Raw genomic sequence first — 21392 nt, forward strand, 5'->3', positions numbered from 1 at the left:
CGATTCGGGCCGGTTCGCGCAGTCGGCGAGCGGCACTCGGTCGGTCGCCGGACGCCCGCCGCACGGCCCGATCGGGCCGCCCGGCTACTGGTCTTCGAGGGTGCGACCCGCCGAGCAGCGCGTCTCCGCGGCCGTCTGGCCGGTGACGTCGGTCGGCAGCGCCTCGGTCGTGGGCGCCGGGGTCGCCGGGGTCTCGGCGGCCGGCTCCTCGGCGGCCGGCTCTTCAGCAGCCGCCTCGCCTTCGGCCGGTACGGCCGTGGGGTCGCCGGCCGACGCGAACGAGGCCTCGTCGGCGGTCGGATCGAAGACGACCGGGGTATCGCTCTGCAGCGCGAGGTTCACGATCTCGGCCGAGTCGCTCGGGATGACCCCGCCGTCGGTGGTGCCCGTCGGGTACTGGATGAACGCGATCTTCGAGAGGTCGATGTCCTTCATCGCCTTGGCGATCGAGACCATCGTCGTGGGGTTCGCGAGCGAGTCGGAGAGTTCCATGTTCGCGAGCGCGGCCTTGGCGATCGAGTAGAGCGCGACCGGGTCGCTGAGCGTGCCACCCGACTGCAGCTTGCGGGCGAGCGCCGACATGAACACCTGCTGGTTCGAGATGCGCCCGAGGTCGGAGCCGTCGCCGACGCCGTGGCGCGTGCGCAGGAACTGCAGCGCCTCGAGCCCCTTGAGCTCGCGCATGCCGGCTGGGAGGTAGAGGTCGGTGTGCTCGTCCTCGATGGGTTCTGCGATGCAGACCTCCACGCCGCCGACGGCCTCGCTCATGGCGGCGACGCCCAGGAACTGCACCGTGCCTGCGAAGGGGATCGTGACGCCGGTGAGCTGCTCGACCGTCTTGACGACGCAGCCGAGCCCGCCGTAGTCGAGCACCGAGTTGATCTTGACGCCGTACTGCTCGTAGAGCGGCTCGCCGGCGGGGTCTTCGGGGTCGGTGCACGCGGGCACGTCGACGAACATGTCGCGGGGGAAGCTGATGACCTCGACGTGCGAGTGGTCCTCCGAGATGTGCATCAGCATCGTGACGTCGTTGAGCACGGCGGTCTCTTCGTCGGGGTCGCCGAAGCCGTCGCCCTGGCCCTCGCGGCTGTCGCTGCCGACGAGCAGCAGGTTCACGCCGCCGGGCATGGCGCCGACGTCGGGCACGCCCTCGAGCACGTCCTCGTTGCCGAGCGAGACGGTCGGCTTCACGGTGCTCGCGAGGTCCCATGCCGCGTACGCTGCGACGGCGCCCCCGGAGACGAGGGCGACCGAGAGGCCGATGCCGACGACCTTCCCGAGCGTGCGGCCGATCGAACGGCGACGGAGCTTGCCGTGGTGCGCCACCGCGGGGTTCTTCGCGGCACGCCGCGAGCTGGGTCGCAACGCTTCGTTCACCGGGATCCTCTCGTGTGTGGTGGTCGCGCGGAGGGCGTGGGATTCGAACCCACGAGACATTTCTGCCCACTGGTTTTCAAGACCAGCTCCATCGGCCGCTCGGACAGCCCTCCTCGCCCGCGCGACGCCCCATCGAGGGGTTCATCGTGCAGGCAGGCCCCGATTCTAGCCGAATCGCGTTCCGTTCAGCCTCGCAGGCACTCCTGAGAGAGCGCTGAAGCGCGAGCGGATGCCTCCCTCAGCCGTCGTTCGAGGTGGCGCATCGCACCTCGTCGCCGGTGAGTCCGGTGACGTCGGGCGGCAGCTGCTCGGCGGGCGGCGCCGACGCGGTGGCATCCGGTGCGGGCGCCTCCGGCGTCTCCTCGGCAGGAGTTCCCGCAGGGGCCTCCGTCGCCGGGTCGGCGGGGGCCGTGCCGAACTCGGCGTTCTCGTTCGCCGTCGGATCGAGGACGACCGGTCGATCCTCCTGGAGGGCCAGGTTCACGGCCTCGCCCGAGTCGGCCGGGATCACGTGCTGGCCGTCGCCGTACTCGGCCGTCGGGTACTGGATGAACGCGATCTTCGACAGGTCGACGTCCTGCAGGGTGCGTGCGATCGACATGAGCACCGTGGGGTTCTGCAGGTAGTTCGACAGCTCCATGTTCGAGAGCACCGCCTTGGCGATCGAGTAGAGCTTCACCGGGTCGGTGAGCGTGCCGCTCGACTGCAGCGTGCGGGCGAGCGAGGCCATGAACGCCTGCTGGCTCGCGATGCGGGCGAGGTCGCTGCCGTCGCCGACCGAGTGGCGCGTGCGCAGGAACGCGAGCGCGTCGTAGCCGGCGATCGTGCTCCTGCCCGCCGGGAGGTGGAGCCCCGAGTCGATGTCGTCGATGGGATCGACGAGGCAGACCTCGACACCGCCGACCGCGGACGAGAGCGCGGCGACGCCCTTGAACTCGACGACCCCTCCCACGGGGATCTTCGTTCCGGTGAGCTGCTCGATCGTCATCACGACGCAGTTCAGCCCGCCGTGCTCCAGCACGCTGTTGAGCGGCACCTCCGACATCGCCGAGAGCGGGCCCGTCGCGGGGTCTTCCGGGTCGGGGCACTCGGGCACCGCGACCATCATGTCGCGCGGGAAGCTCACGACCTCGACGTGCGAGTGGTCCTGCGAGATGTGCAGCAGCATGTTGACGTCGTTGAGGATGCCCGAATCCTCTTCGGGGTCGCCGAACGAGCCGTCGGCCGGCCGCTTGTCGCTGCCGACGAGGAGGAAGCTGAGCCCGCCGTCCATCGCGCCGATGTCGGGCACGCCCTCGAGCATCTCCTCGTTCGCGAGCGTGACGCCGCTGCCGACGGATCCGACGAGGTCGGCGGCCGCGTAGGCGCCCACAGCGCCCGCGCTCACCAGCAGCACGGCGGCGGCGGATGCCACGAACTTCACCGCGGTGCGCGGCCCCGTGTGCCGGGGCAGGCGACCGTGACGGGTCGGAACGGGCGCCCCGCCCGCCGACTCGAGGGCGGTCGTCTCCGCAGTCTCGGGGGCCGCCGGCTCCGAATCGCTCGTCTCAGGCGCCTCCGGCGCCGCATCCTGCCCCATGTCGCCCTTCCCCTCGGCACGATCGATTCTATTCGTGCCCGGGTGCACGAATCAGGGAAGCGAGTCGAGCGCCGCGGCGAGTCCGGCCTCGGCGACCGGGCCGGTCACCTCGCCGGCGGCGGCCCGTACCTCCTCGGGAGCCTGCCCCATCGCGACGGCGCGCCCTGCGGCCCCGGCCCAGGCGAACATCTCGAGGTCGTTGCGACCGTCGCCGGCCGCGAACACGCGGTCGGCGTCGACGCCGAGCCATCCGCGGACCCGCTCGAGCGCCGTCGCCTTGTTGACGCCGTCGGGAGCGATGTCGAGCCACGCCGTCCAGCCGATCGCGTAGCTCACGTGGTGGAGGCCCATCTGGTCGACGATCTCGAAGAACTCGTCGAGCCCGTGTTCGAGGCTCGTCACGACGACGCGCGTGGCGCGCTGGTCGAGCAGCTCGTCGAAGACGACCTCGCGGGCGTTCTCGAGGTTCCACTCGGTCATGCCCTCGGTGTACAGGCGGTAGCCGTCGGGGAGTTCGACCATGAACTTGCCCGACGGGAGGAAGGCACGGATGCGCTCGAGCACCGCCGTCGGGTCGAAGGTCTCGACGTGCTCCCGCACGTACCCGTCGGGTGCCGTGTCGTCGCGGCGCATCGTGATGGCGCCGTTCGCGCACACCACGTACTCGGGCGCGAGTCCGAGCGCCTCGATCACCGGTCGCGTCGTCGACCACGAGCGACCGGTCGCGAGCGTGACGAGGTGGCCCCGCTCGACCGCGGCGGCGACCGACTCGGCGACGGCGTCGTCGATCGTGCCGTCCTCGTGCATGATCGTGCCGTCGACGTCGAGGGCGACGAACCACGCCTCGGTCGCGACCTCGGCCTCGCGCGCTCGCTCGATGCTCATCGTGCGACGGGCTCGAGTCGGTCGAGTCCGCCGAGGTAGCCGCGCAGCGCCTCGGGCACCACGACCGAGCCGTCGGCCTGCTGGTGCGTCTCGAGGATCGCCACGAGCCAGCGCGTCGTCGCGAGCGTGCCGTTGAGGGTGGCGACCGGCGCGGTCTTGCCGCTCTCGGTGCGGTGGCGGATGTCGAGCCGGCGGGCCTGGAACGTCGTGCAGTTCGAGGTCGAGGTGAGCTCGCGGTACGCGCCCTGGGTCGGCACCCACGCCTCGACGTCGTACTTGCGGGCCGCGCTCGACCCGAGGTCGCCGGCCGCGGTGTCGATCACGCGGTAGGTGAGGCCCAGGTCCTGCAGCATGCCCTCCTGCCAGGCGAGCAGGCGCTCGTGCTCGGCTTCGGCGTCGGCCGGGTCGATGTAGGTGAACATCTCGAGCTTGTTGAACTGGTGCACCCGGATGATGCCGCGGGTGTCCTTGCCGTGGCTGCCGGCCTCGCTGCGGTAGCACGTCGACCAGCCGGCGTAGCGGATGGGCCCGTTCGAGACGTCGATGATCTCATCGGCGTGGTACCCGGCGAGCGCGACCTCGCTCGTGCCGGTGAGGTAGAGCTCCTGCTCGGGCAGGTAGTAGACCTCGTCGGCGTGCGCGCCGAGGAACCCGGTGCCGTTCATGATCTCGGGGCGCACGAGCGTGGGCGTGATGAGCGGGGTGAAGCCGGCCGCGATCGCTCGGTCGAGGCCCATGTTCATGATCGCCAGCTCGAGGCGGGCGCCGACGCCCTTGAGGTAGTGGAACCGCGCGCCCGACACCTTCGCGCCGCGCTGCATGTCGATCGCGTCGAGGAGCTCGCCGATCTCGAGGTGGTCGCGCGGCTCGAACGCGAACGCGGGGATCTCGCCGACCTCGCGGAGCACGATGTAGTCGTCTTCGCCGCCGGCGGGAACGCCCTCGAGGACGACGTTGCCGAGCTTCTGCACGGCGAGCGTGAACTCGGCCTCGGCGTCGCTCACGGCCTGGTTCGCGGCCTTCACGCGGGCCGCGAGCTCCTGCGCCTGCGCGACGAGGGCGGCCTTCGCCTCCTTCGGCGCCTGCGCGACCTGCTTGCCGAAGGCGTTCTGCTCGGCGCGCAGCGCCTCGAAGACGGTGATCGCGGTGCGGCGGGCGGCGTCGGCGGCCACCGCGTCGTCGACGAGGTCCGAGGACTCGCCGCGGAGCTCCTGCGAACGCTTGATCAGGTCGGGGTTCTCGCGAAGCAGTACGGGATCGATCACCCGAGCAAGTCTAGCCCGGGGCATCCGACACCCTTCATGGGCGCGATGCACCCGTTCGCCGTGTTCTCGGGCGGATGCAATACGGTGGCAGCGTGTCGGACGATCTGAACGAGCGGCAGGGGGATGCCCCGCAGCCGCGGCTGCGCGCGGCCGTGATCTTCAACCCCAGCAAGCAGGGCACCGATGCCCTGCGCGCCGCGGTCGGCCGCGCCGAGGAGCGGCAGTCGTTCGCGCCGAGCCTCTGGATCGAGACCGCCGTCGACGACCCAGGCAAGGGCATGGCGCGCGAAGCGGCCGAGGCCGGCGTCGACCTCGTGATCGCCGCGGGCGGCGACGGCACCGTGCGGTCGGTCGCCGCTGCGCTCCGCGGCACCGGGATCCCCCTCGGCATCGTGCCGATCGGCACCGGCAACCTCTTCGCCCGTAACCTCGACATCCCCGTGAACGACATCGACGACGCGGTCGTGCTGGCCTTCGCCGGCGTCGACCGCGCGGTCGACGTCATCGTCGCCGACGTCACGCGCCCCGGGGGCGACGACGAATCCCACGTCTCGCTCGTGATGGCGGGCATCGGCATCGACGCCGAGATGATCCAGAACACGAACCCCGAACTCAAGAAGCGGGTCGGCTGGCTCGCCTACGTCGACGCGGGAATCCGGGCGCTGCCCGCCTCGAAGCCGTATCGGGCGATGTACCGCCTCGAGTCGCGGCGCCACCACCGGGCGCGCGTCGCGAGCATCCTCGTCGCGAACCTCGGCTACCTGCCGGGCAACATCGAGCTCATCCCCGACGCCGAGATCGACGACGGCCACCTCGACGTGGTCGTGCTGCAGCCGCGCAACCTGCTCGGCTGGCTGCTCATCTGGCGCACGGTCTTCTGGGAGAACCGGGTGCTGCGCAAGTCGGCCCTCGGCCGGCAGTTCATCGACCTCACGAGCGGCAACCGCAAACAGCAGATCGTCTACCGACGCGGCCGCTCGGTCGAGCTCGAGATCGAGGGCGACCCGCAGGAGTTCGAGATCGACGGCGACGAGTTCGGCAGCGTGGTGTCGGCGCGGTTCCGCGTCGACCCGGCCGCGCTCGTGGTGCGCGTCCCGCGCTGAGGCGAGCCGGGCACGACCGTCGGCTCAGCCGAGCATCGTGCCCTCGGCCGCCTCCGACGGCTTCGGGTCTGGCAGCCGCCGCATGCGCAGGGCGTTCAGGAGACCGAGCAGGCCCGCGAGGATCGGCACGAACAGGGCGACCTGCAGGGCGATGTCGCGCGAGTCGGTGTTGATGCGCAGGATCTCCTCCTGCACGTCTGCCGGCTCATCGGCGAGGAGTTCCGCGAGCCCCTCGTCGGTCATGATCTCGGCGTCCTCCTCGAGCACGGTCGAGACCTGCTGCGCCTCCTCGGCGCTCAGCACACTCGACGATTCGGCGCTCGCCGTGAAGGTGAACGCGAGCGTCGCGAGCATGATCGCCCCCGCGAAGGCCAGGCCGAACGAGAGTCCGAACGAGCCGGCCGCGGAGTTCACGCCGGCCGCCTCGCTCACCCGCTCGTCGGAGATCGGCGAGAGCGTGTAGTTGTTCAGCTGCGAGACGAGGAACCCGAGGCCGCAGCCCGCGACGATGAGCGGCACGGTCAGGTACCAGCCCGAGTCGGCGATCGGCACGATCGGGACGAGGACGCCGACGCCGACGACGACGAGGGCGAAGCCCCACAGGATGATGGTCGCCGGGCGCCGCTTGAGCCCCCGCCCGGCGAGCAGTGCGACGACGAACATGCTGAGCGACAGCGGCGCGATCGAGAGGCCGGCCTGGAGGGCGTTGTATCCGAACACCATCTGGAGGTAGATCGGGAGCACGATCATCGTGCCGCCGAGCGCGATCTGCTGCAGCAGCTGACCGCTCGCCCCGGTGCGGAACATCTTCGACTCGAAGAGCGCGGGGTCGAGCAGCGTCGGCTTGCCGCGCCGCTTGCGGTTGCGCAGCCAGAAGACGAGGAGCCCGAGCCCGACCGCGCCGATGCCGATGATGAGGCCGACGTAGCCGCCGCCCTCCTGCCAGACGAGGATGCCGGTGACCACGCCGCCCATGCCGACGATCGAGAGCAGGGCCCCGACGTAGTCGACCGATCGGTCGCCGTGGTACGGCACGTCCTTCACGAGGCCGATGCCGGCGAGCACGACCGCGATGATGACCGCCTCGAGCGCGAAGCCGACGCGCCAGGAGAGGAAGGTCGTGATGAAGCCGCCGAGGAGGGGCCCGACGGCGGCCGCGATCGCGGCCGACGCCCCCACGAGCGCATACACCCGCTTCTGGTGCGCGCCCTCGAAGTTGCCGTGGATGAGCGACTGCATCGCCGGCAGCAGCAGCGAGGCGCCGATGCCGCCGATGAACGCCCAGAAGACGATGATCGCCGTGAGGTCCTGGGCGAACACCATCGCGATCGCACCGACGGCGTAGCCGAGCAGACCGAGGATGTACGCGAGCTTTCGGCCGATCAGGTCGCCGGTCTTGCCGCCGAGCAGGATGAAGGCCGCCGACACGAGCGCCTCGAGCGCGATCGCCCCCTGCACGCCGCTCACCGTCGTGCCGAGATCGTGCACGACGGCGGAGATCGACACGTTCATGAGCGAGGTGTCGACGACGAGGACGAACATCGCCATCGCCAGGAGGATGGCGAGCTTGCCGTTGAACTTCACTTCACCGCCGCTGGGAGAGTCCATGGCTCAGCCAAGCACACTGCCGCCCCCTGCGGAAGTGTCCAGTTCGGGGCGCGTCCCGCCGCGGTCGACGGCGCGACGACGGGCGGAGCCGGCCGATGCCGGCCGGCCCCGCCCGAGCCTCATCCCGCGATCACTCGCAGCTCACCGCGGCGTCCGCCCAGTCCGCGCGGTCCCACCACTCGGCCTGACCGGCCGGCGAGCCGGCGGCGTTCGGGTCGACGACGAGCTCGAGCGTCTGCACGCCGGTGAGGTCGACGGCGACCTCCGCAGCGAGGCCCTTCGTCATCGCCCCGCTGTCGTAGAGGAGTTCGTCGTCGCCGAGGACCCTGAAGACGACGTTCGGCGACGCCCCCGCCTTGTTCATGACGTCGTCGATGCCGACCACGGCCTCGAAGGCCGAGCATCGCCCGCCGAGGTTGAAGCCGATGGTCGTGGGCGAGTTCACCCCGAGGCCCTTCGCGTACTGGACGCCGGCGAGCCGGATCGGCTTGCCGTCGCCGTAGGCCGCCTCGCCGATCTCGGTGTCGCGCTCGATCGGCCCGTAGGCCGCATTGAGCGACACGGTCGCGAACGGCAGGTCGGAGAGGAAGTGCTCCCCCGCCGCCGGCGGCTCGGGCACCTCGGGCACGGTCGCGTCCCACGCCTCGACCGCGAGCCCCGCCAGTTCGACGACGTCGCCCTCGGGCTCGGTCAGGAAGCCCGAGGTGTCGGTCGAGGCCGTGAACTCCGCCCCGACGGCGTACCAGTCGATCGCCGCGGGCGCCTTGCCGGTGTCGAACGAGGTCTGGATGCTCGCGAAGTAGCGCTCCCAGCGGTCCGCGTAGTACGTGCCGACGAGCCCCTGCCATTCGCGGTTCGCATAGTCGTTGAGGCCGGCGTTCACGGCGCTGCGATCACCCCACGTCGTGACGATGGATCTGGCGTCGAACTCGAGCCGATCGGCCTCGGCGGGGTCGGCGGCCGCGGCGCGGGCGTCGGCGATCCAGCGGCCGAAGAGCATCTGCGGCTGCGTCGCGACGAGGTCGTCGAGCAGCTCGATGTTGCCGAGCCACTCCTCGCTGAGCTGCGTGAAGGCCGCCCGATCGCGCATGCCGTACGCCTGCTGCAGCTGCGGCAGCAGCACGCGTGAGGTGTTCGAGGTCACCTGGCGCGCGACATCCATGAGGTCGTAGCGGTAGCTCGGCACCTCGGCCGCGGCGGGCGCCGCGGCGAGCAGGTGGTCGAGCGCCTCGGCGAAGCGGTCGGGGTCGTACGAGAAGGCGCCGGGCGACCAGCTCGCGGCGCGTCCGGCCGAGAGCGAGGGTCGTGCGCCGTAGAGCCCGTCGTGCGCCTCGCTGTAGCTGTCGTTGCTCGGCAGCGTGTAGGCCGTCTCGGCGAGGGCGCGCCACGCGGCCTTCAGCTCGGGGTCGTCGACGCCGTAGCGGCGCTCGGTCCACTCGTCGAACCAGGCGCTCACATCGACGGGGCCGTCGCGCCAGGCGAGGCCGGCGAAGAAGTCGATCGCGGCGGGGTTGTTGAGCCCGCCCTCGGGCATCGCGGCGATGCCGTCGACCGCACTGCCCTCGGCGTCGAGCCAGTCGTAGTAGCGCTCGTTCCACGTCGAGAGCTCGGCGCCCATGGTCGTGTGCCCGCCGAAGTTCCAGATGGTGCCGAAGGCGTACGGGATGCCGCTCCACTGCTGCTCGAGTCCGCCGCGACCGTCGTAGCGGTCGGAGAGGCCGTCGACGATGAAGGTGGTTTCGGGGTTCGCGGCCGCGGCGACGTCGGCGGGCGGGTTGTTCTGCCAGCCGAGCAGCACCCACGTGGCATCCGGATGCGCCGTCTGCAACGCCGTCTCGATCGCCCGCGTGGCGGCGGGCACGTCGACCGTGCCGCGACGACCGCCCTCGTGCAGGACGTCCATCTTGTACGCGGCCGAGACGCCGAGCTTCTGTTCGGACGCCGTGTAGAAGGCGTCGGCCACCTCGGGGAACACGCTCGAGTTCGGGTCGAGCCATCCGGGGCGCTGGAAGCCGACCCAACCGCCCTGCGGCTCGACGCGCGCGCCGGCGTTGCGGTCGGCGAAGTCGGTCGGCACGGTGCCGAAGTAGCCGGGCAGCACGGGGGTCATGTCGAGCTCGCGCAGTCGATCGGCGATCTTCCTGCCGAGCTCGGCCCGCTCGGCGAGCAGTGCGTCGCTCGTGCCGGCGGGATAGCTCGACATGTTCTGCAGCAGCCACCACGGTTGGTGGCCCGGCAGCGGGATCCAGGCGCGCGCCTCCTCCGCGGAGTACCCGAACTGCGTGAGCACCTCGAAGTACACGGCCTCGGAGCCGACCGGCATGAACACCTCGTTGAAGCCGAGCGCGGCGAGCTCGTCGATCTCGCGCTCCCACTGCTCCCAACTGCGATAGGCGCCGGTGTAGCCGTCCTCGGTGTCGTTGCCGTAGAAGCGGTGCGAGACGTTCGAGTTCGCCGTGATCGGCGAACGCGGCAGGGGCAGTGCGGCGTCCTCGTCGAGGTTGCGCACGTTCCACGAGATCGACTGCCCGATCGTGCCGAGGTAGGCGTTGACGCCCGCGATGGCGGTGGCCGGGTCGGTCGCGGCCACGCGGACGTGATTGCGCTTCGACGTGATCTCGTACCGGTCGGCGCCGTCGGCCGCGTCGAGCTTCGCGAAGTCGAAGCCGTCGGCCGCGTCGCCGAGGAGGCGATCGGCCGCGGCGCGGGCCGACTCGAACCCGCTCGCCGTCTTCGGCGGGACGTTGAGCTTCGCGTTGCGGTCGGGCGGCTCGGCGCTCGCGCCGACGGCGGTGCCGGTCACGAGCAGCAGGGTCGTCGCGAGCGCCGCGAGCGGCGCGATCACGGCGCGTCGACGGCGGTTGGGCGTTGGGTGCATCATCGGGCCTTTCGCCAAGGGAGTGCGCGGGATCCGCGCGGTCACGACCGACCCAACCAGAGCCCCAACATTTACGCAAGGTCTTAACGTAAAGTCTCGGCTAAAGTAATCTCGGAACGGAGCCCGAATGAACGACCCGATCGTCGGCACCGCGCGACTGAAGCGCTACAACACCGCGCGCGTGCTCGATGAGCTCCGCACCGGCACCGATCCCCAGCGCATCGTCGAGATCGCCGAGCGCACGGGACTCACCCGCTCGACGGTCGCCACGATCATGGAGGAGCTCGAGGTCGACGGCTGGCTGCAGCGTCACGAGCCCGCCGGATCGCTCGGCCGGCCGGCCGTCCGCTTCTCGGTCACGCCCGGCCGGTTTCACGTCATCGGCGTCGACATCGGCCTGCACCGCGTCGTCGCCGAGGTGGCGGATGCCTCGGGCACGGTCCTCTCCTCGGCGGATGCGCAGCACGAGCTGCACGACGGGCGGGCGCTGCTCCAGCTCGTCGGCGCGACGATCGACCGCGCCCTGGACGGTGCCGGACTGACGCGGCCCGACGTGGCGGCGCTCTCCATCGCGAGCGTCGGCATGATCGATCACGCCGAGGGTCGCGTCCGGGTCATCCGCGGCATCGACGCCTGGTCCGACCTCGACCTGACCCGAGAACTCGGCCGCGGCTTCACCTGCACCGCCGAGCTCGACAACGACGCCAACCTCGCGGCGCTCGCGATGTCCCGGCTCGACGACTGCCCGCCCTCCTTCCTCACCGTGCAGTGGGGCGAGCGGCTCGGCGCCGGGCTCGTGCTCGACGGACGCCTCTACCGCGGGCCGCTCGGCGCCGCCGGCGAGATCGGGGCCCTCCGAGTGGTCGACCCGTGGAGCGGCGAGCCGGCGGCGCTCGAAGCGGTCGTGGGAGCCGAGCGGATCGACGAGGTCGCCCGCCTCGTCGCCGCGCGCGACCCGTTCACGCGGCTCGCGTCGGTGCTCGGCGCCGAGGCGGCGACCGCCCAGGTGTTCGAGCGGGCGAACGACGGCGAGCGTGCCGCGATCGAGATCGTCGACCTGCTCGCGGACGTCGCGGCGCGCGCGCTCGCGCCGATCCTGCTCGCCCTCGACCTGCACCGCATGTACATCACGGGCGGCATCGCCCGCGGCGGCGAGGTGCTCACCGCCGCGCTCGAACGACGCCTCGCGGTCGGCGGCGCGTCCCCGATCGAGGTGCGGCTCTCGCCCTTCACCGAGAACACGGTGGTGCGGGGGGCCATCACCGCCGCGCTGCGGTCCGCCTGGGACGCCGCCCTCGACGGCGGCCTCGGACGCGTCGACCGTCCCGCCGAGGTGCACCGGGCCGCCCGCTGACGACCTCGCGTCCGCCGGGTCAGCGCCCGTCGGGCTCGATGCGGCGGGGCATCCCGCGCGCCGCCCGCCAGACCTCGATCACCGTGATGGCGACGAGGGCCGCGATCGCGGCGGACGCCATCGCCGGGATCAGCATCTGGGCGACCTGACCGAGCGCCATGGTGTCGAGGAGCGTCTGCTGGTCGTCGGAGACGTTCCCGTCGGGGTTGAACTGGAGGCTCGAGCCGACCCGGTTGCCCTCGACCGCGAGCGCGACGCCCCACGCGATCAGCACGACCGCGGCCACCACGATCGCGAGCAGCGCCCACCACGCGGGCGCGCGCCGGAATGGCGGGCCCTCCTCCGAGCCGGCGGGCCGCGCGTCGTCGTGGAGGTTCGCTGCCACGCCGGTCACCACGACCGCGCCGATCGCACCGGTCAGGAGCAGGGACGGTGCGAGCGCCCAGCCGAGGACACGCAGGTTCTCGGACGCCTGGTCGACGATGCCGCTGTAGTAGCTGAAGTCCGAGTTCACGCTCCACGACAGCCAGGTGCCGAGCAGCAGCGCTCCCCCGGTGACGGCCCACCCGGCGATCAGCCAGCTGTGCACGCGCGCGGCGGCCGCCCGGCGATCGGACTCCAGGTCCCGCTCCCCCGGTCGTCGCGTCCCCGCCATCGGCCCCTGCGCCCGACGCGGGTCCACCGCGGGGTCCGGGTCCGGGTGCGTCGACGGATCGGGGTCGGCGGGGGGCGGCGGCGTGATGTAGGCCGGCCGGTCGCGCCCGGCATCGAGCGACGGCTCGGGTTCGCCGGCCGCATCGGGCCCGCCGGCGTCGCGACCGGCAGCACCGTGCCCGGCATCACCCCGCGCCCCGACGGCGCTCGGGGCACCGGTCGACGCCGTGGCCTCGCCGTCGCGCGACGCGTCGTACCCGCGCTGGAACCGTGGGTCGTATCTCGGGTCCATGCCCCGTCCGGTGTCCGTCATCGTCGACCTCCTCCGCGAGCCTGCGTCGCCGTCAGGCGCCCTCGGGTTCGCCGCTCAGGATGCCGCGCAACCAGTCGCGGGCCTCGATGAAAATCTCGTCATCGTACTTCGAGTGGTACGCGACCTCCTGCAGGTCGGCGCGGGGGTACGAGCCGAGGAAGATCACCTTCGGGCTCGTGCGGCGCAGGCCCAGCAGGGCGTCGGCGACCCGTTCGTCGGCCGCGTGCCCGTCGAGGTCGACGACGAAGCGGTACCGCCCGAGGGCGTCGCCGATCGGCCGCGACTGGATGAGCGAGAGGTTCACGCCCCGGGTCGAGAACTGCTCGAGCATCGCGAGCAGCGCACCCGGCTCGTCGTCGGGCAGTTCGACGATGAGGCTCGTCTTGTCGGCCCCGGTCGGCTCGGGCAGCACTCGCGAGCGGCTCACGAGCACGAAGCGGGTCACCGCGTTGGGATTGTCGCCGAGGTCGCGGGCGAGCACCTCGACGTCGAGGTGCTCGGTGATGCCGGGCGGCGCGACGGCCGCGTCGGCCTGCGAGTCCTCGAAGAGGGATGCCGCGGCCGCGACGTTGCTCGTCGCCGGGATGTGCCCGTGGTCGGGCAGCTCGCGCTCGAGCCAGCCCCGCGACTGGGCGTAGGCGACGGGGTGCGCGTTGACGACCTTCACCTCGGCGAGCGTCGTGCCGTGTCGTGCGACGAGCACGAAGTTCACGGGCACGAGGTACTCGCCGACGATGCGAAGACCCGGCACCGTCGCGAGCGCGTCCTGCGTGGCGCTCACGCCGCCGTCGATGGAGTTCTCGATCGCGATCATCGCCGCCGTCGACCGGCCGGTGACGACGTCGGCCAGCGCCTCGCCCACGTTGTTCACCGAGCGCCAGTGCTTGCCCGCGGCCTCGGGAACCTGCTTCAGGGCCGCCTCGGTGAAGGTGCCGGCCGGCCCGAGGTACGAGTACGTCTCGTCGGGGGGTGTCGGCGTGGCATCCGTGGTCATGCGCCAAGCCTAACGAGCGCCGCGCGGGGCGCCTGAAATACTGCGGAGGTGGACGCGGTGACGACGAGGACCGTGCCGCCCGTGCCGAGCGACGCGGAGCGGCTGGCCGCGCTGCGTCGCATGAAGCGCGTCGCGACCGGCCTGCTCGTGGTGGCCGCCGCGGTGTTCGCCGTGTCGTTCGCCCTGCAGGACGACATCGCGTGGCTCGGCTACGTGCGGGCCGCCGCCGAGGGGGCGATGGTCGGCGCGATCGCCGACTGGTTCGCGGTGACGGCGCTGTTCCGGCATCCGCTCGGCATCCCGATCCCGCACACCGCGATCATCCCGAAGCGCAAGGACGAGATCGGGGCGAGCCTCGGCGCGTTCGTCGAGCACGAGTTCCTCTCCGATGAGGTCGTGCTCGGCAAGCTCCGCTCGATCGGCATCGCGCGGCGGGTCGGCGGATGGCTCGCGGAGCCCGCGAACGCCGAGCGGGTCACCGCCGAGGCCGCGGTCGCGGCCCGGGGCATCCTCACCCTGCTCGGCGACGACGATGTCGAGGACGTCATCGAACGGCTCGCCCGCCGCCATCTCTTCGAACCCGAGTGGGGCCCTGCGATCGGCCGGATCGGTGCGAGCCTCGTCGCCGCCGACCAGCAGCGCGCCGCCGTCGACGCGGTGCTCGAGAAGGCCGAGTCGTGGCTGGCCGCGCACCCCGAGGCGTTCGGGCGCATGGTCTCCGAGCGACTGCCGCGGTGGATGCCTGGCTTCGTCGACCGCCTCGTCGACGACCGCGCCCACCGCGAGGTGCTCGCCTTCGTACGGGCGGTGCGCGCCGACCGGGCGCACCCGCTGCGCCGCGCGATCGACCGGTACCTCGCCGAGCTCGCCGACGACCTGCAGCACGACCCCGTGATGATCGGCCGGGTCGAGCGCGTCAAGGCCGACCTCCTCGCGAGTCCCCGCGTGCGCGAGTTCGCGGGCGAGGCGTGGGGCGCGGTGAAGTCGACCCTCGAGGAGGGGCTCGCCGACGCGACGAGCGAACTGCGCACCGCGCTGCGCGACGCCGTCGTCGAGGTCGGCGCCCGCCTCGCGACCGACGAGGCGCTCGCCGCGAAGGTCGACGCCTGGCTGACGGATGCCGCCGCGTACGTCGTGCGCAACTACCGTCACGAGATCGCCGGCGTGATCACCGAGACCGTCGAGCGATGGGACCCGCGGGAGACGACCGAGAAGCTCGAGCTGCAGGTCGGCCGCGACCTCCAGTTCATCCGCATCAACGGCACCGTGGTGGGCGCCCTCGCCGGCCTCGCGATCTACTCGATCGCGACGGCGCTGCACGCGCTCGCGGGTTGAGGCGGGCTCCGCCCCGCGCCAGACTGTTCGCATGCACGAGCGAGCGGGAACCCCGGCGACCGAATCCGACCTCATCGACGTGGAGGCCCTCGTCAGGGCCTACTACGAGAAGAAGCCGGATGCCTCGGTGCCCGGCCAGCGCGTCGCCTTCGGCACCTCGGGGCACCGCGGCTCCTCACTCACGACGAGCTTCAACGAGGACCACATCCTCGCGACGACGCAGGCGATCGTCGAGTACCGCGCCGCGCAGGGCATCACGGGGCCGCTCTTCATCGGCGCCGACACCCACGCGCTCAGCGCCCCCGCGCAGACCACCGCGCTCGACGTGCTCGTCGCCAACCGCGTGCGCGTGCTCGCCGACGAGTTCGACGACTACGTGCCGACGCCCGCGCTCTCGCACGCGATCCTGAAGTGGAACAACGACCCCGCGAAGCGCGCCGAGGGCGAGGCCGACGGCATCGTGATCACCCCGTCGCACAACCCTCCGCAAGACGGCGGCTTCAAGTACAACCCGCCGCACGGCGGGCCCGCCGACAGCGACGCGACCTCCTGGATCGCGGCCCGGGCGAACGAGCTCATCGAGGACGGGCTGCGCGGTGTCCTGCAGGCCGAGCCGAGCGCGGTCGAGACCTACGACTTCCGCGGCGAGTACGTCGCCGACCTCGCGAACGTGATCGACTTCGACGCGATCCGCCGCTCGGGCATCCGCATCGGCGCCGACCCGCTGGGCGGGGCGTCCGTCTCGTACTGGGCCGCCATCCGCGACGCGTACGAGCTCGACCTCACCGTCGTGAACGAGAAGGTCGACCCGCGCTGGGCATTCATGACGCTCGACTGGGACGGCAAGATCCGCATGGACCCGTCGAGCCGCAACGCGATGGCCTCCGTCGTCGCGCAGGCGGGCTCGTACGACCTCCTGACGGGCAACGACGCCGACGCCGACCGGCACGGCATCGTCACCCCCGACGGCGGCCTCATGAACCCGAACCACTACCTCGCGGTCGCGATCGAGTACCTGTTCAGCCACCGCGCCGGCTGGCGGCCCGACGCCGCGATCGGCAAGACGCTCGTCTCGTCGTCGATGATCGACCGGGTCGCGGCCTCGCTCGGCCGACGCCTCTGGGAGGTGCCGGTCGGCTTCAAGTGGTTCGTGCCCGGGCTCGTCGACGGCTCGGTCGGCTTCGGCGGGGAGGAGAGCGCCGGCGCGTCGTTCCTGCGCTTCGACGGCACCGTCTGGACGACCGACAAGGACGGCATCCTGCTGTGCCTCCTCGCCGCCGAGATCCGCGCGGTCACGGGAAAGTCGCCGTCGGAGCTCTACACGGAACTCGTCGAACGGTTCGGCGACCCCGCCTACGAGCGAGTGGATGCCCCGGCGAACGCGGCGCAGAAGGCCGCCCTCGGCAAGCTCGACGGCGACGCGATCGCGGCGACCGAGCTCGCCGGCGCCCCGATCACGGCGAAGCTCTCGCACGCGCCCGGCAACGGCGCCGCGATCGGCGGGGTGAAGGTCGAGACGGCCGATGCCTGGTTCGCGGCACGGCCGAGCGGCACCGAGGACGTCTACAAGATCTACGCCGAGTCGTTCAAGGGCGCAGAGCACCTCGCGGAGGTGCAGGCCGAGGCGAAGCGCATCGTCGACGCCGCGCTCGGCGGCTGAGACCCCACCGGCCTACTTCAGCGAGAAGTAGGTGACCGCGCCGCCGCCCGAGGCGAGGGCCTCGTCGACGTTCCAGTAGTCGGCGTCCTTGGTGTGGCCGCCGACCCAGACGGCGGTGCCGTTCGCGGAGTGCTCGACGCGGGTGACGACGGCGGTGTGGTCGCGATCGCCCGAGCCGTCCCAGTCGAACTGGGCGATGTCGCCGACCTTCACGAGGCCGCGCTGCGAGTCGTCGAGCGGGGTCGCGAGGTCGGGGCGGCTGTACAGCCAGTCGCGCATCGCGGTCGAGCTCGACCAGCTCGGCGACATCGCGCCGGTGGCGCGGTCGTAGTACCAGCCCGCGTCCATCTTCCAGCCGCGGGCCATGAGCGACTGGCTCGTGAAGTTCGCGCAGTCGACGCCGCTCAAGACGGTGTACTCGGCCGAGTTGTAGTTGTTCCAGTGGGCGAGCACGTAGCCGAGCTGCGCGTCGATGGCGGGGTTGCTCGTGTAGGTGAGCGTGAGCGCGTCGAGCTGCTCGGTCGGCGCGACGGTCGTCGCCGACAGCTCGACGCCGGCGGCGGCGATCGAGGAGACGGTCTCCTCGACGGGCACGACCTCGCCCGAGGCATCCGTGAACTGCACCTCGACGCCGCCGAGCGCGTCGGCCGTCGTCGCGGGCACGGCGAAGGTGACCGCGCTCTCGTCGGCGGCGACGATCGTCGCGGGCACGCCGGCGACGCTCACGGCGCCGACCTGGTCGAGTTCGTCGCCAGTGACGGTGATCTGCGTGCCGCCCGTGAACGGCACCGAGGCCGTCGAGAGTCCGCTCGTGATGGTCGGCCCCTCGTCGACCACGGGCGTCGCGACGATCTCATCGGCGGCGCCCGCTGCGGCCGCGGCGTCCGTCACGGCCGACTCCTGCGCGAGCAGCGCCGGCGCATCGGAGGTGTCGGCCGACGCCGCGACGGCGCCGAAGGCGCTCACGCCGAGGATCGCCGTGGTGCACGACAGCGCCGCGAAGCGGCGGGCGCCGCTCGACGGGCGACGGTTGCGCACGTGGTCGGCGCGGTGGCGGGGCTGGGACGCCCGTTCGGCGGCGGGTTCGACGGCCGGCTCGGCCTCGGGCTCCTGGTCGGCCGGACTCGGCGATTCGGAGGCGGAGTCGATTGCATCAGGGGCGGATTCGGCGGCGCCCGACTCGACGACGTCGGCCTCGTGCGCATCGGCGTCGGCGTCGGGCGCGGCGGCAGCCGGGTCGACGGCATCGACTTCCGACGCGTCGGCGTCGGGCGCGGCGCGGAAACCCCGCCGACGACGCACGGGCTCCGAAGGCTCGATCACCTCGGCGGTCGCGGACTCCTCATCCGTGGCCGGCGATTCCGTCTCGTCGACCGCCCCCTCTGCGAGGAGAGCGGCGTCGATCGTTCCGGGCGCGCGGAAGGTCGAGCGACGGCGTTCGGGCATGGAGGCAGGCGGCGTCTTGCTGAGGCGTTTGAACACGAAGGGGGTTTCGGGTCGGCGTTTCGGGGGACAGGACACCTCATCATGCGATTTTGTGAGGAACCCTCCTGAACTCTGGGAGACCGGTGAGAACGCTCTCTCGAAAAGCGAGCGGCGTTCCGTTCTCCGGGTGGTCTGCGGCCGCTCGCAACTGTTCTAGTATTTATAGAACAGTTGTGAAGGAGCGCATGTGCTGATCCGAATCGATCCCGCGAGCGAGACGCCGATCTTCGCCCAGGTCGCGGCGTCGGTCCGAGCCGACGCCGCGGCCGGCCGCCTCCGCGCGGGCGACCGCCTCCCGTCGGCCCGCGACGTGGCCGCCTCGCTCGGCGTGAACCTGCACACGGTGCTTCGGGCGTACCAGGTGCTGCGCGACGAGGGCCTGGTCGACATGCGGCGCGGCCGAGGAGCGGTGGCCACCGACGCGGTCGAGCCGCTCGCCCAGCTGCACCACGACATCGAGGCGCTCGTCGCCCGCGCCCGCGACCTCGCCCTCTCGCCCGACACGCTCGCCGCCCTCGTCAAGGAGACCTACCGATGACCCGTTCCGACGAATTCCGCACCGCCCGGCGCCGCTATCTGCTCGTCGCCGCCCTCGCGCCCGCACTCGTCACGCTCGCGGGCGTCGCGCTCATGCTCGCCTGGCTGCCCGAGGTGCCGTCGACCATCGCGACGCACTGGAGCGGCGACGGCGCCCCCGACGCCTTCGCCCCGGCGTGGACGGTGCCGCTCGGTGCAGCCCTGCTCGGTTTCGGCCTCACGGCGCTCTTCGCCGGATTCATGTTCGCGGGCACCCGCGACGGTCGCTGGGGGCCGATGATGCGGCTGCTCGGCGCCTTCTCGCTCGGCACGACGGTGCTGCTCGTCGTGCTGCTGACCTGGTCGCTCGGCATGCAGCGCGGGCTCGACGACCCCGCCGACGCGCCGGGCATCGGCATCCCGCTGCTCGTCTCGGCCGGGCTCGCCGTGCTGTCGGGCCTCGCCGCCTGGTTCGCCCAGCCGCGCACGACGATCGCCGGCGCGAACGCGAGCACGACGGTCGCCCCGCTCGAACTCCGGCCCGACGAGCGCGCCGTCTGGGTGCGCACCACGACGATGTCGCGCGGGGCGATGATCGCGATCGGGGCGAGCATCGCCGCACTGGCCATCGGCACGATCGTCTTCGCTGCGGTCGGGTCGCCGGCGTGGTGGATCATGCTCGCCACCACCCTGCTGCTCGCGGTGCTGGCCGCCGCGACCTTCGTGTTCCGCGTGCGTGTGGACGAGCGCGGTCTCGAGGTGCGCTCGTCGATCGGCGCGCCCTGGTTCAGGGTGCCGCTCGCGCAGGTGCGCTCGGTGTCGGTCACCGATGTGAACCCGACGGCCGAGTTCGGCGGGTGGGGCATCCGTCTCGCCCCCGACGGCGCCTTCGGCATCGTGCTGCAGAGCGGCGAGGCCCTGCAGGTCGTTCGTGAGAACGGCCGGCGCTTCGTCGTGACGGTGCGCGACGCGGCCACCGCCGCCGCACTGCTCGAGGCGCTCAGCGAGCGGGCGCGCGCGTCCCGGCGCTGACCTCGGCGCCGGCACCGCCCGAGCGCGCCGCGCGAACGCCCGCGACCACGAGCGGCACGAGCACGAGGACTGCGACGGTGTTCACGCCGGCGAAGCCCCCGACACCGAGCACGAAGCCCGAGAGCGCAGCGGCGATCGCCGCCGAGAGGTTCATTGCCGCATCGGTGGCGCCCTGCAGCGGCACGCGGATCGACGGATGGACGGAGCTCGTGAGGAGCGTCGAGCCGCCGATGAGCCCGCACGACCAGCCGAGCCCGAGCAGGCCGAGCGCGAGCGGCACGAGCAGCATGTCGTCGGCCGGCGCGAGGATGCCGGTGAGGGTCGCCGAGAGCAGCACTCCCACGCCGATGAAGATCACGCGCGAGGCGCCGATGCGGTCGACGAGCCATCCGACGAGGGGGCTCGCGCCGTACATGCCGAGGATGTGGATGCTGATCACCACGCCGATGAGCGTGAGCGACAGCCCGTGCGCCATCATGTGCACGGGCGTCATGACCATGACGCCGACCATGACGGTGTGCGAGCACACGATCGCGAGGATCGCGAAGAGCGCCCGCGGCGTCCTCGCCGCGATGCGGAGCGCCTCCCACGCGCCGACCGGTTTCGCAGGGGCGGGGTCGGCCGGGTCGGATGCCTCGGCCGCCGTCGTGGCGGAGACCCCTGCGCCGATCGGCTCGGCGGGCACGGCCTCCGGTGCCGCATCGTCGCCCGGTGCAGGCGTCGCCGCCGGCACGGCGTCGGCGGCGAGCTGCCCCGCCTTCGGCAGGCGCAGCAGGGTCGCGACCAGCAGGGTCGAGAGCGCGAACGCCGCCCCCGAGAACAGGAAGGGGCCGACGAGCGGCGGGAGCCCGAGCGCCCGGCCGACCGTGTCGCCTGTCTCGGAGAGCAGTGGGCCCGCGACCGAGCCGAGCGTGGTGGCCCAGAGCACGAGCGACATCGAGCGGGCCTCGAACCCCGGCGCCGCGACCTCGGTGGCGGCGAAGCGCGCCTGGAGACCTGCGGCGGTGCCGGCGCCGAAGGCGGCGAGCCCGAGGAACACGAGCGGCACCCAGCCGCTCGTCGCCGCGATCACGATGAGCACCGCGCCGGTCATGCCGAGGGCGTAGCCCGTCGCGAGGGCGACGTGCCGGCCCGATCGCACCGCGAGCCGGGCGAGCGGGATCGCCGAGAGCGCCGCGCCGAGCACGCTCGACGACTGGGCGAGGCCGCCGAGGACGGCGGCGCCGGTGAGCTCGCCGATGAGCAGGGCCGCGACGGCGATGCCGGAGGCCACGCCCACGCCGGCGAGCAGCTGGTTGACGATGAGCACCGCGAGCGACAGGCCGCGGTGCGGCACGGGGGTCGCCCGAGGCAT

The 21392-nt window shown here is 72.1% G+C and carries 16 protein-coding genes and 1 tRNA gene; 6 read left to right on the forward strand and 11 right to left on the reverse strand.

Going from position 1 to position 21392, the window contains the following annotated elements:
- Positions 1 to 84 precede the first annotated feature (84 nt).
- From ACFVTR_RS17020 to serS, 5 genes are all read right to left on the reverse strand, one after another.
- On the reverse strand, positions 85 to 1377 hold the full coding sequence (locus tag ACFVTR_RS17020; protein WP_387039237.1) for an LCP family protein: 1293 nt from the start codon (positions 1375 to 1377) through the stop codon (positions 85 to 87).
- Positions 1378 to 1405: 28 nt separating this feature from the next.
- Positions 1406 to 1490 (reverse strand) — tRNA-Ser (locus ACFVTR_RS17025).
- 125 nt (positions 1491 to 1615) lie between these two features.
- Positions 1616 to 2956, reverse strand: coding sequence for an LCP family protein (locus ACFVTR_RS17030; protein ID WP_387039238.1), 1341 nt, complete (start codon positions 2954 to 2956; stop codon positions 1616 to 1618).
- A 51-nt stretch (positions 2957 to 3007) separates the two neighbouring features.
- Complete coding sequence (locus ACFVTR_RS17035) at positions 3008 to 3841, reverse strand: HAD family hydrolase (protein WP_387039239.1); 834 nt, start codon at positions 3839 to 3841, stop codon at positions 3008 to 3010.
- The gene (gene serS / locus ACFVTR_RS17040; protein WP_387039240.1) at positions 3838 to 5106 is read right to left on the reverse strand and encodes a serine--tRNA ligase; all 1269 of its coding nucleotides are present in this window, start codon (positions 5104 to 5106) and stop codon (positions 3838 to 3840) included. Before serS ends, ACFVTR_RS17035 begins: the two co-directional genes overlap by 4 nt.
- 92 nt (positions 5107 to 5198) lie before the next feature.
- Here serS and ACFVTR_RS17045 point away from each other — a divergent pair, with 92 nt between their 5' ends.
- Complete coding sequence (locus ACFVTR_RS17045) at positions 5199 to 6209, forward strand: diacylglycerol/lipid kinase family protein (protein WP_387039241.1); 1011 nt, start codon at positions 5199 to 5201, stop codon at positions 6207 to 6209.
- 24 nt (positions 6210 to 6233) lie between these two features.
- Here ACFVTR_RS17045 and ACFVTR_RS17050 read toward each other — a convergent pair whose 3' ends face one another.
- Positions 6234 to 7817, reverse strand: coding sequence for an MFS transporter (locus tag ACFVTR_RS17050; RefSeq protein ID WP_387039242.1), 1584 nt, complete (start codon positions 7815 to 7817; stop codon positions 6234 to 6236).
- A 130-nt stretch (positions 7818 to 7947) separates the two neighbouring features.
- Complete coding sequence (locus ACFVTR_RS17055; protein ID WP_387039244.1) at positions 7948 to 10695, reverse strand: alpha-N-acetylglucosaminidase TIM-barrel domain-containing protein; 2748 nt, start codon at positions 10693 to 10695, stop codon at positions 7948 to 7950.
- Positions 10696 to 10822: 127 nt separating this feature from the next.
- Between ACFVTR_RS17055 and ACFVTR_RS17060 the strand changes: the two genes are divergently transcribed.
- The gene (locus tag ACFVTR_RS17060; RefSeq protein ID WP_387039246.1) at positions 10823 to 12049 is read left to right on the forward strand and encodes an ROK family protein; all 1227 of its coding nucleotides are present in this window, start codon (positions 10823 to 10825) and stop codon (positions 12047 to 12049) included.
- 19 nt (positions 12050 to 12068) lie between these two features.
- Here the strand turns inward: ACFVTR_RS17060 and ACFVTR_RS17065 are convergent, their stop codons facing one another.
- Together ACFVTR_RS17065 and pheA are read right to left on the reverse strand one after the other, a co-directional pair.
- Positions 12069 to 13016: a hypothetical protein gene (locus ACFVTR_RS17065; RefSeq protein ID WP_387039248.1), complete on the reverse strand. Its 948-nt coding sequence runs from the start codon at positions 13014 to 13016 to the stop codon at positions 12069 to 12071.
- A gap of 31 nt (positions 13017 to 13047) precedes the next feature.
- Positions 13048 to 14010 carry a prephenate dehydratase gene (gene pheA, locus ACFVTR_RS17070; protein ID WP_387039249.1) on the reverse strand — a complete coding sequence of 321 codons (963 nt, stop codon included), beginning with the start codon at positions 14008 to 14010 and terminating at the stop codon, positions 13048 to 13050.
- Positions 14011 to 14067: 57 nt separating this feature from the next.
- On the opposite strand from pheA, the gene ACFVTR_RS17075 reads away from it, so the two are divergent.
- Positions 14068 to 15345, forward strand: coding sequence for a DUF445 domain-containing protein (locus tag ACFVTR_RS17075; protein ID WP_387039251.1), 1278 nt, complete (start codon positions 14068 to 14070; stop codon positions 15343 to 15345).
- Positions 15346 to 15376: 31 nt separating this feature from the next.
- Complete coding sequence (gene pgm / locus ACFVTR_RS17080) at positions 15377 to 17005, forward strand: phosphoglucomutase (alpha-D-glucose-1,6-bisphosphate-dependent) (protein ID WP_387039252.1); 1629 nt, start codon at positions 15377 to 15379, stop codon at positions 17003 to 17005.
- A gap of 12 nt (positions 17006 to 17017) precedes the next feature.
- Here pgm and ACFVTR_RS17085 read toward each other — a convergent pair whose 3' ends face one another.
- Positions 17018 to 18451, reverse strand: a complete 1434-nt coding sequence (locus ACFVTR_RS17085) for an amidase domain-containing protein (protein ID WP_387039254.1) — start codon at positions 18449 to 18451, stop codon at positions 17018 to 17020.
- Between the two features lie 226 nt (positions 18452 to 18677).
- Between ACFVTR_RS17085 and ACFVTR_RS17090 the strand changes: the two genes are divergently transcribed.
- Both ACFVTR_RS17090 and ACFVTR_RS17095 read left to right on the forward strand, forming a co-directional pair.
- Positions 18678 to 19028, forward strand: a complete 351-nt coding sequence (locus ACFVTR_RS17090) for a GntR family transcriptional regulator (RefSeq protein ID WP_387039256.1) — start codon at positions 18678 to 18680, stop codon at positions 19026 to 19028.
- Positions 19025 to 20038: a DUF1648 domain-containing protein gene (locus ACFVTR_RS17095; RefSeq protein WP_387039257.1), complete on the forward strand. Its 1014-nt coding sequence runs from the start codon at positions 19025 to 19027 to the stop codon at positions 20036 to 20038. Before ACFVTR_RS17090 ends, ACFVTR_RS17095 begins: the two co-directional genes overlap by 4 nt.
- Here the strand turns inward: ACFVTR_RS17095 and ACFVTR_RS17100 are convergent.
- The gene (locus tag ACFVTR_RS17100) at positions 20007 to 21392 is read right to left on the reverse strand and encodes an MFS transporter (RefSeq protein WP_387039259.1); all 1386 of its coding nucleotides are present in this window, start codon (positions 21390 to 21392) and stop codon (positions 20007 to 20009) included. The genes ACFVTR_RS17095 and ACFVTR_RS17100 overlap by 32 nt on opposite strands.

Source organism: Agromyces sp. NPDC058126 (genome assembly GCF_042884595.1).
GTDB lineage: Bacteria > Actinomycetota > Actinomycetes > Actinomycetales > Microbacteriaceae > Agromyces.

Coding starts and splice junctions, on each gene's coding strand:
- ACFVTR_RS17055 (WP_387039244.1), bottom strand. CDS start 10,695: ATGCACCCAACGCCCAACCGCCGTCGACGCGCCGTGATCGCGCCGCTC.
- ACFVTR_RS17050 (WP_387039242.1), bottom strand. CDS start 7,817: ATGGACTCTCCCAGCGGCGGTGAAGTGAAGTTCAACGGCAAGCTCGCC.
- pheA (WP_387039249.1), bottom strand. CDS start 14,010: ATGACCACGGATGCCACGCCGACACCCCCCGACGAGACGTACTCGTAC.
- ACFVTR_RS17095 (WP_387039257.1), top strand. CDS start 19,025: ATGACCCGTTCCGACGAATTCCGCACCGCCCGGCGCCGCTATCTGCTC.
- ACFVTR_RS17030 (WP_387039238.1), bottom strand. CDS start 2,956: ATGGGGCAGGATGCGGCGCCGGAGGCGCCTGAGACGAGCGATTCGGAG.
- ACFVTR_RS17100 (WP_387039259.1), bottom strand. CDS start 21,392: ATGCCTCGGGCGACCCCCGTGCCGCACCGCGGCCTGTCGCTCGCGGTG.
- ACFVTR_RS17060 (WP_387039246.1), top strand. CDS start 10,823: ATGAACGACCCGATCGTCGGCACCGCGCGACTGAAGCGCTACAACACC.
- ACFVTR_RS17065 (WP_387039248.1), bottom strand. CDS start 13,016: ATGACGGACACCGGACGGGGCATGGACCCGAGATACGACCCACGGTTC.
- pgm (WP_387039252.1), top strand. CDS start 15,377: ATGCACGAGCGAGCGGGAACCCCGGCGACCGAATCCGACCTCATCGAC.
- ACFVTR_RS17035 (WP_387039239.1), bottom strand. CDS start 3,841: ATGAGCATCGAGCGAGCGCGCGAGGCCGAGGTCGCGACCGAGGCGTGG.
- ACFVTR_RS17085 (WP_387039254.1), bottom strand. CDS start 18,451: ATGCCCGAACGCCGTCGCTCGACCTTCCGCGCGCCCGGAACGATCGAC.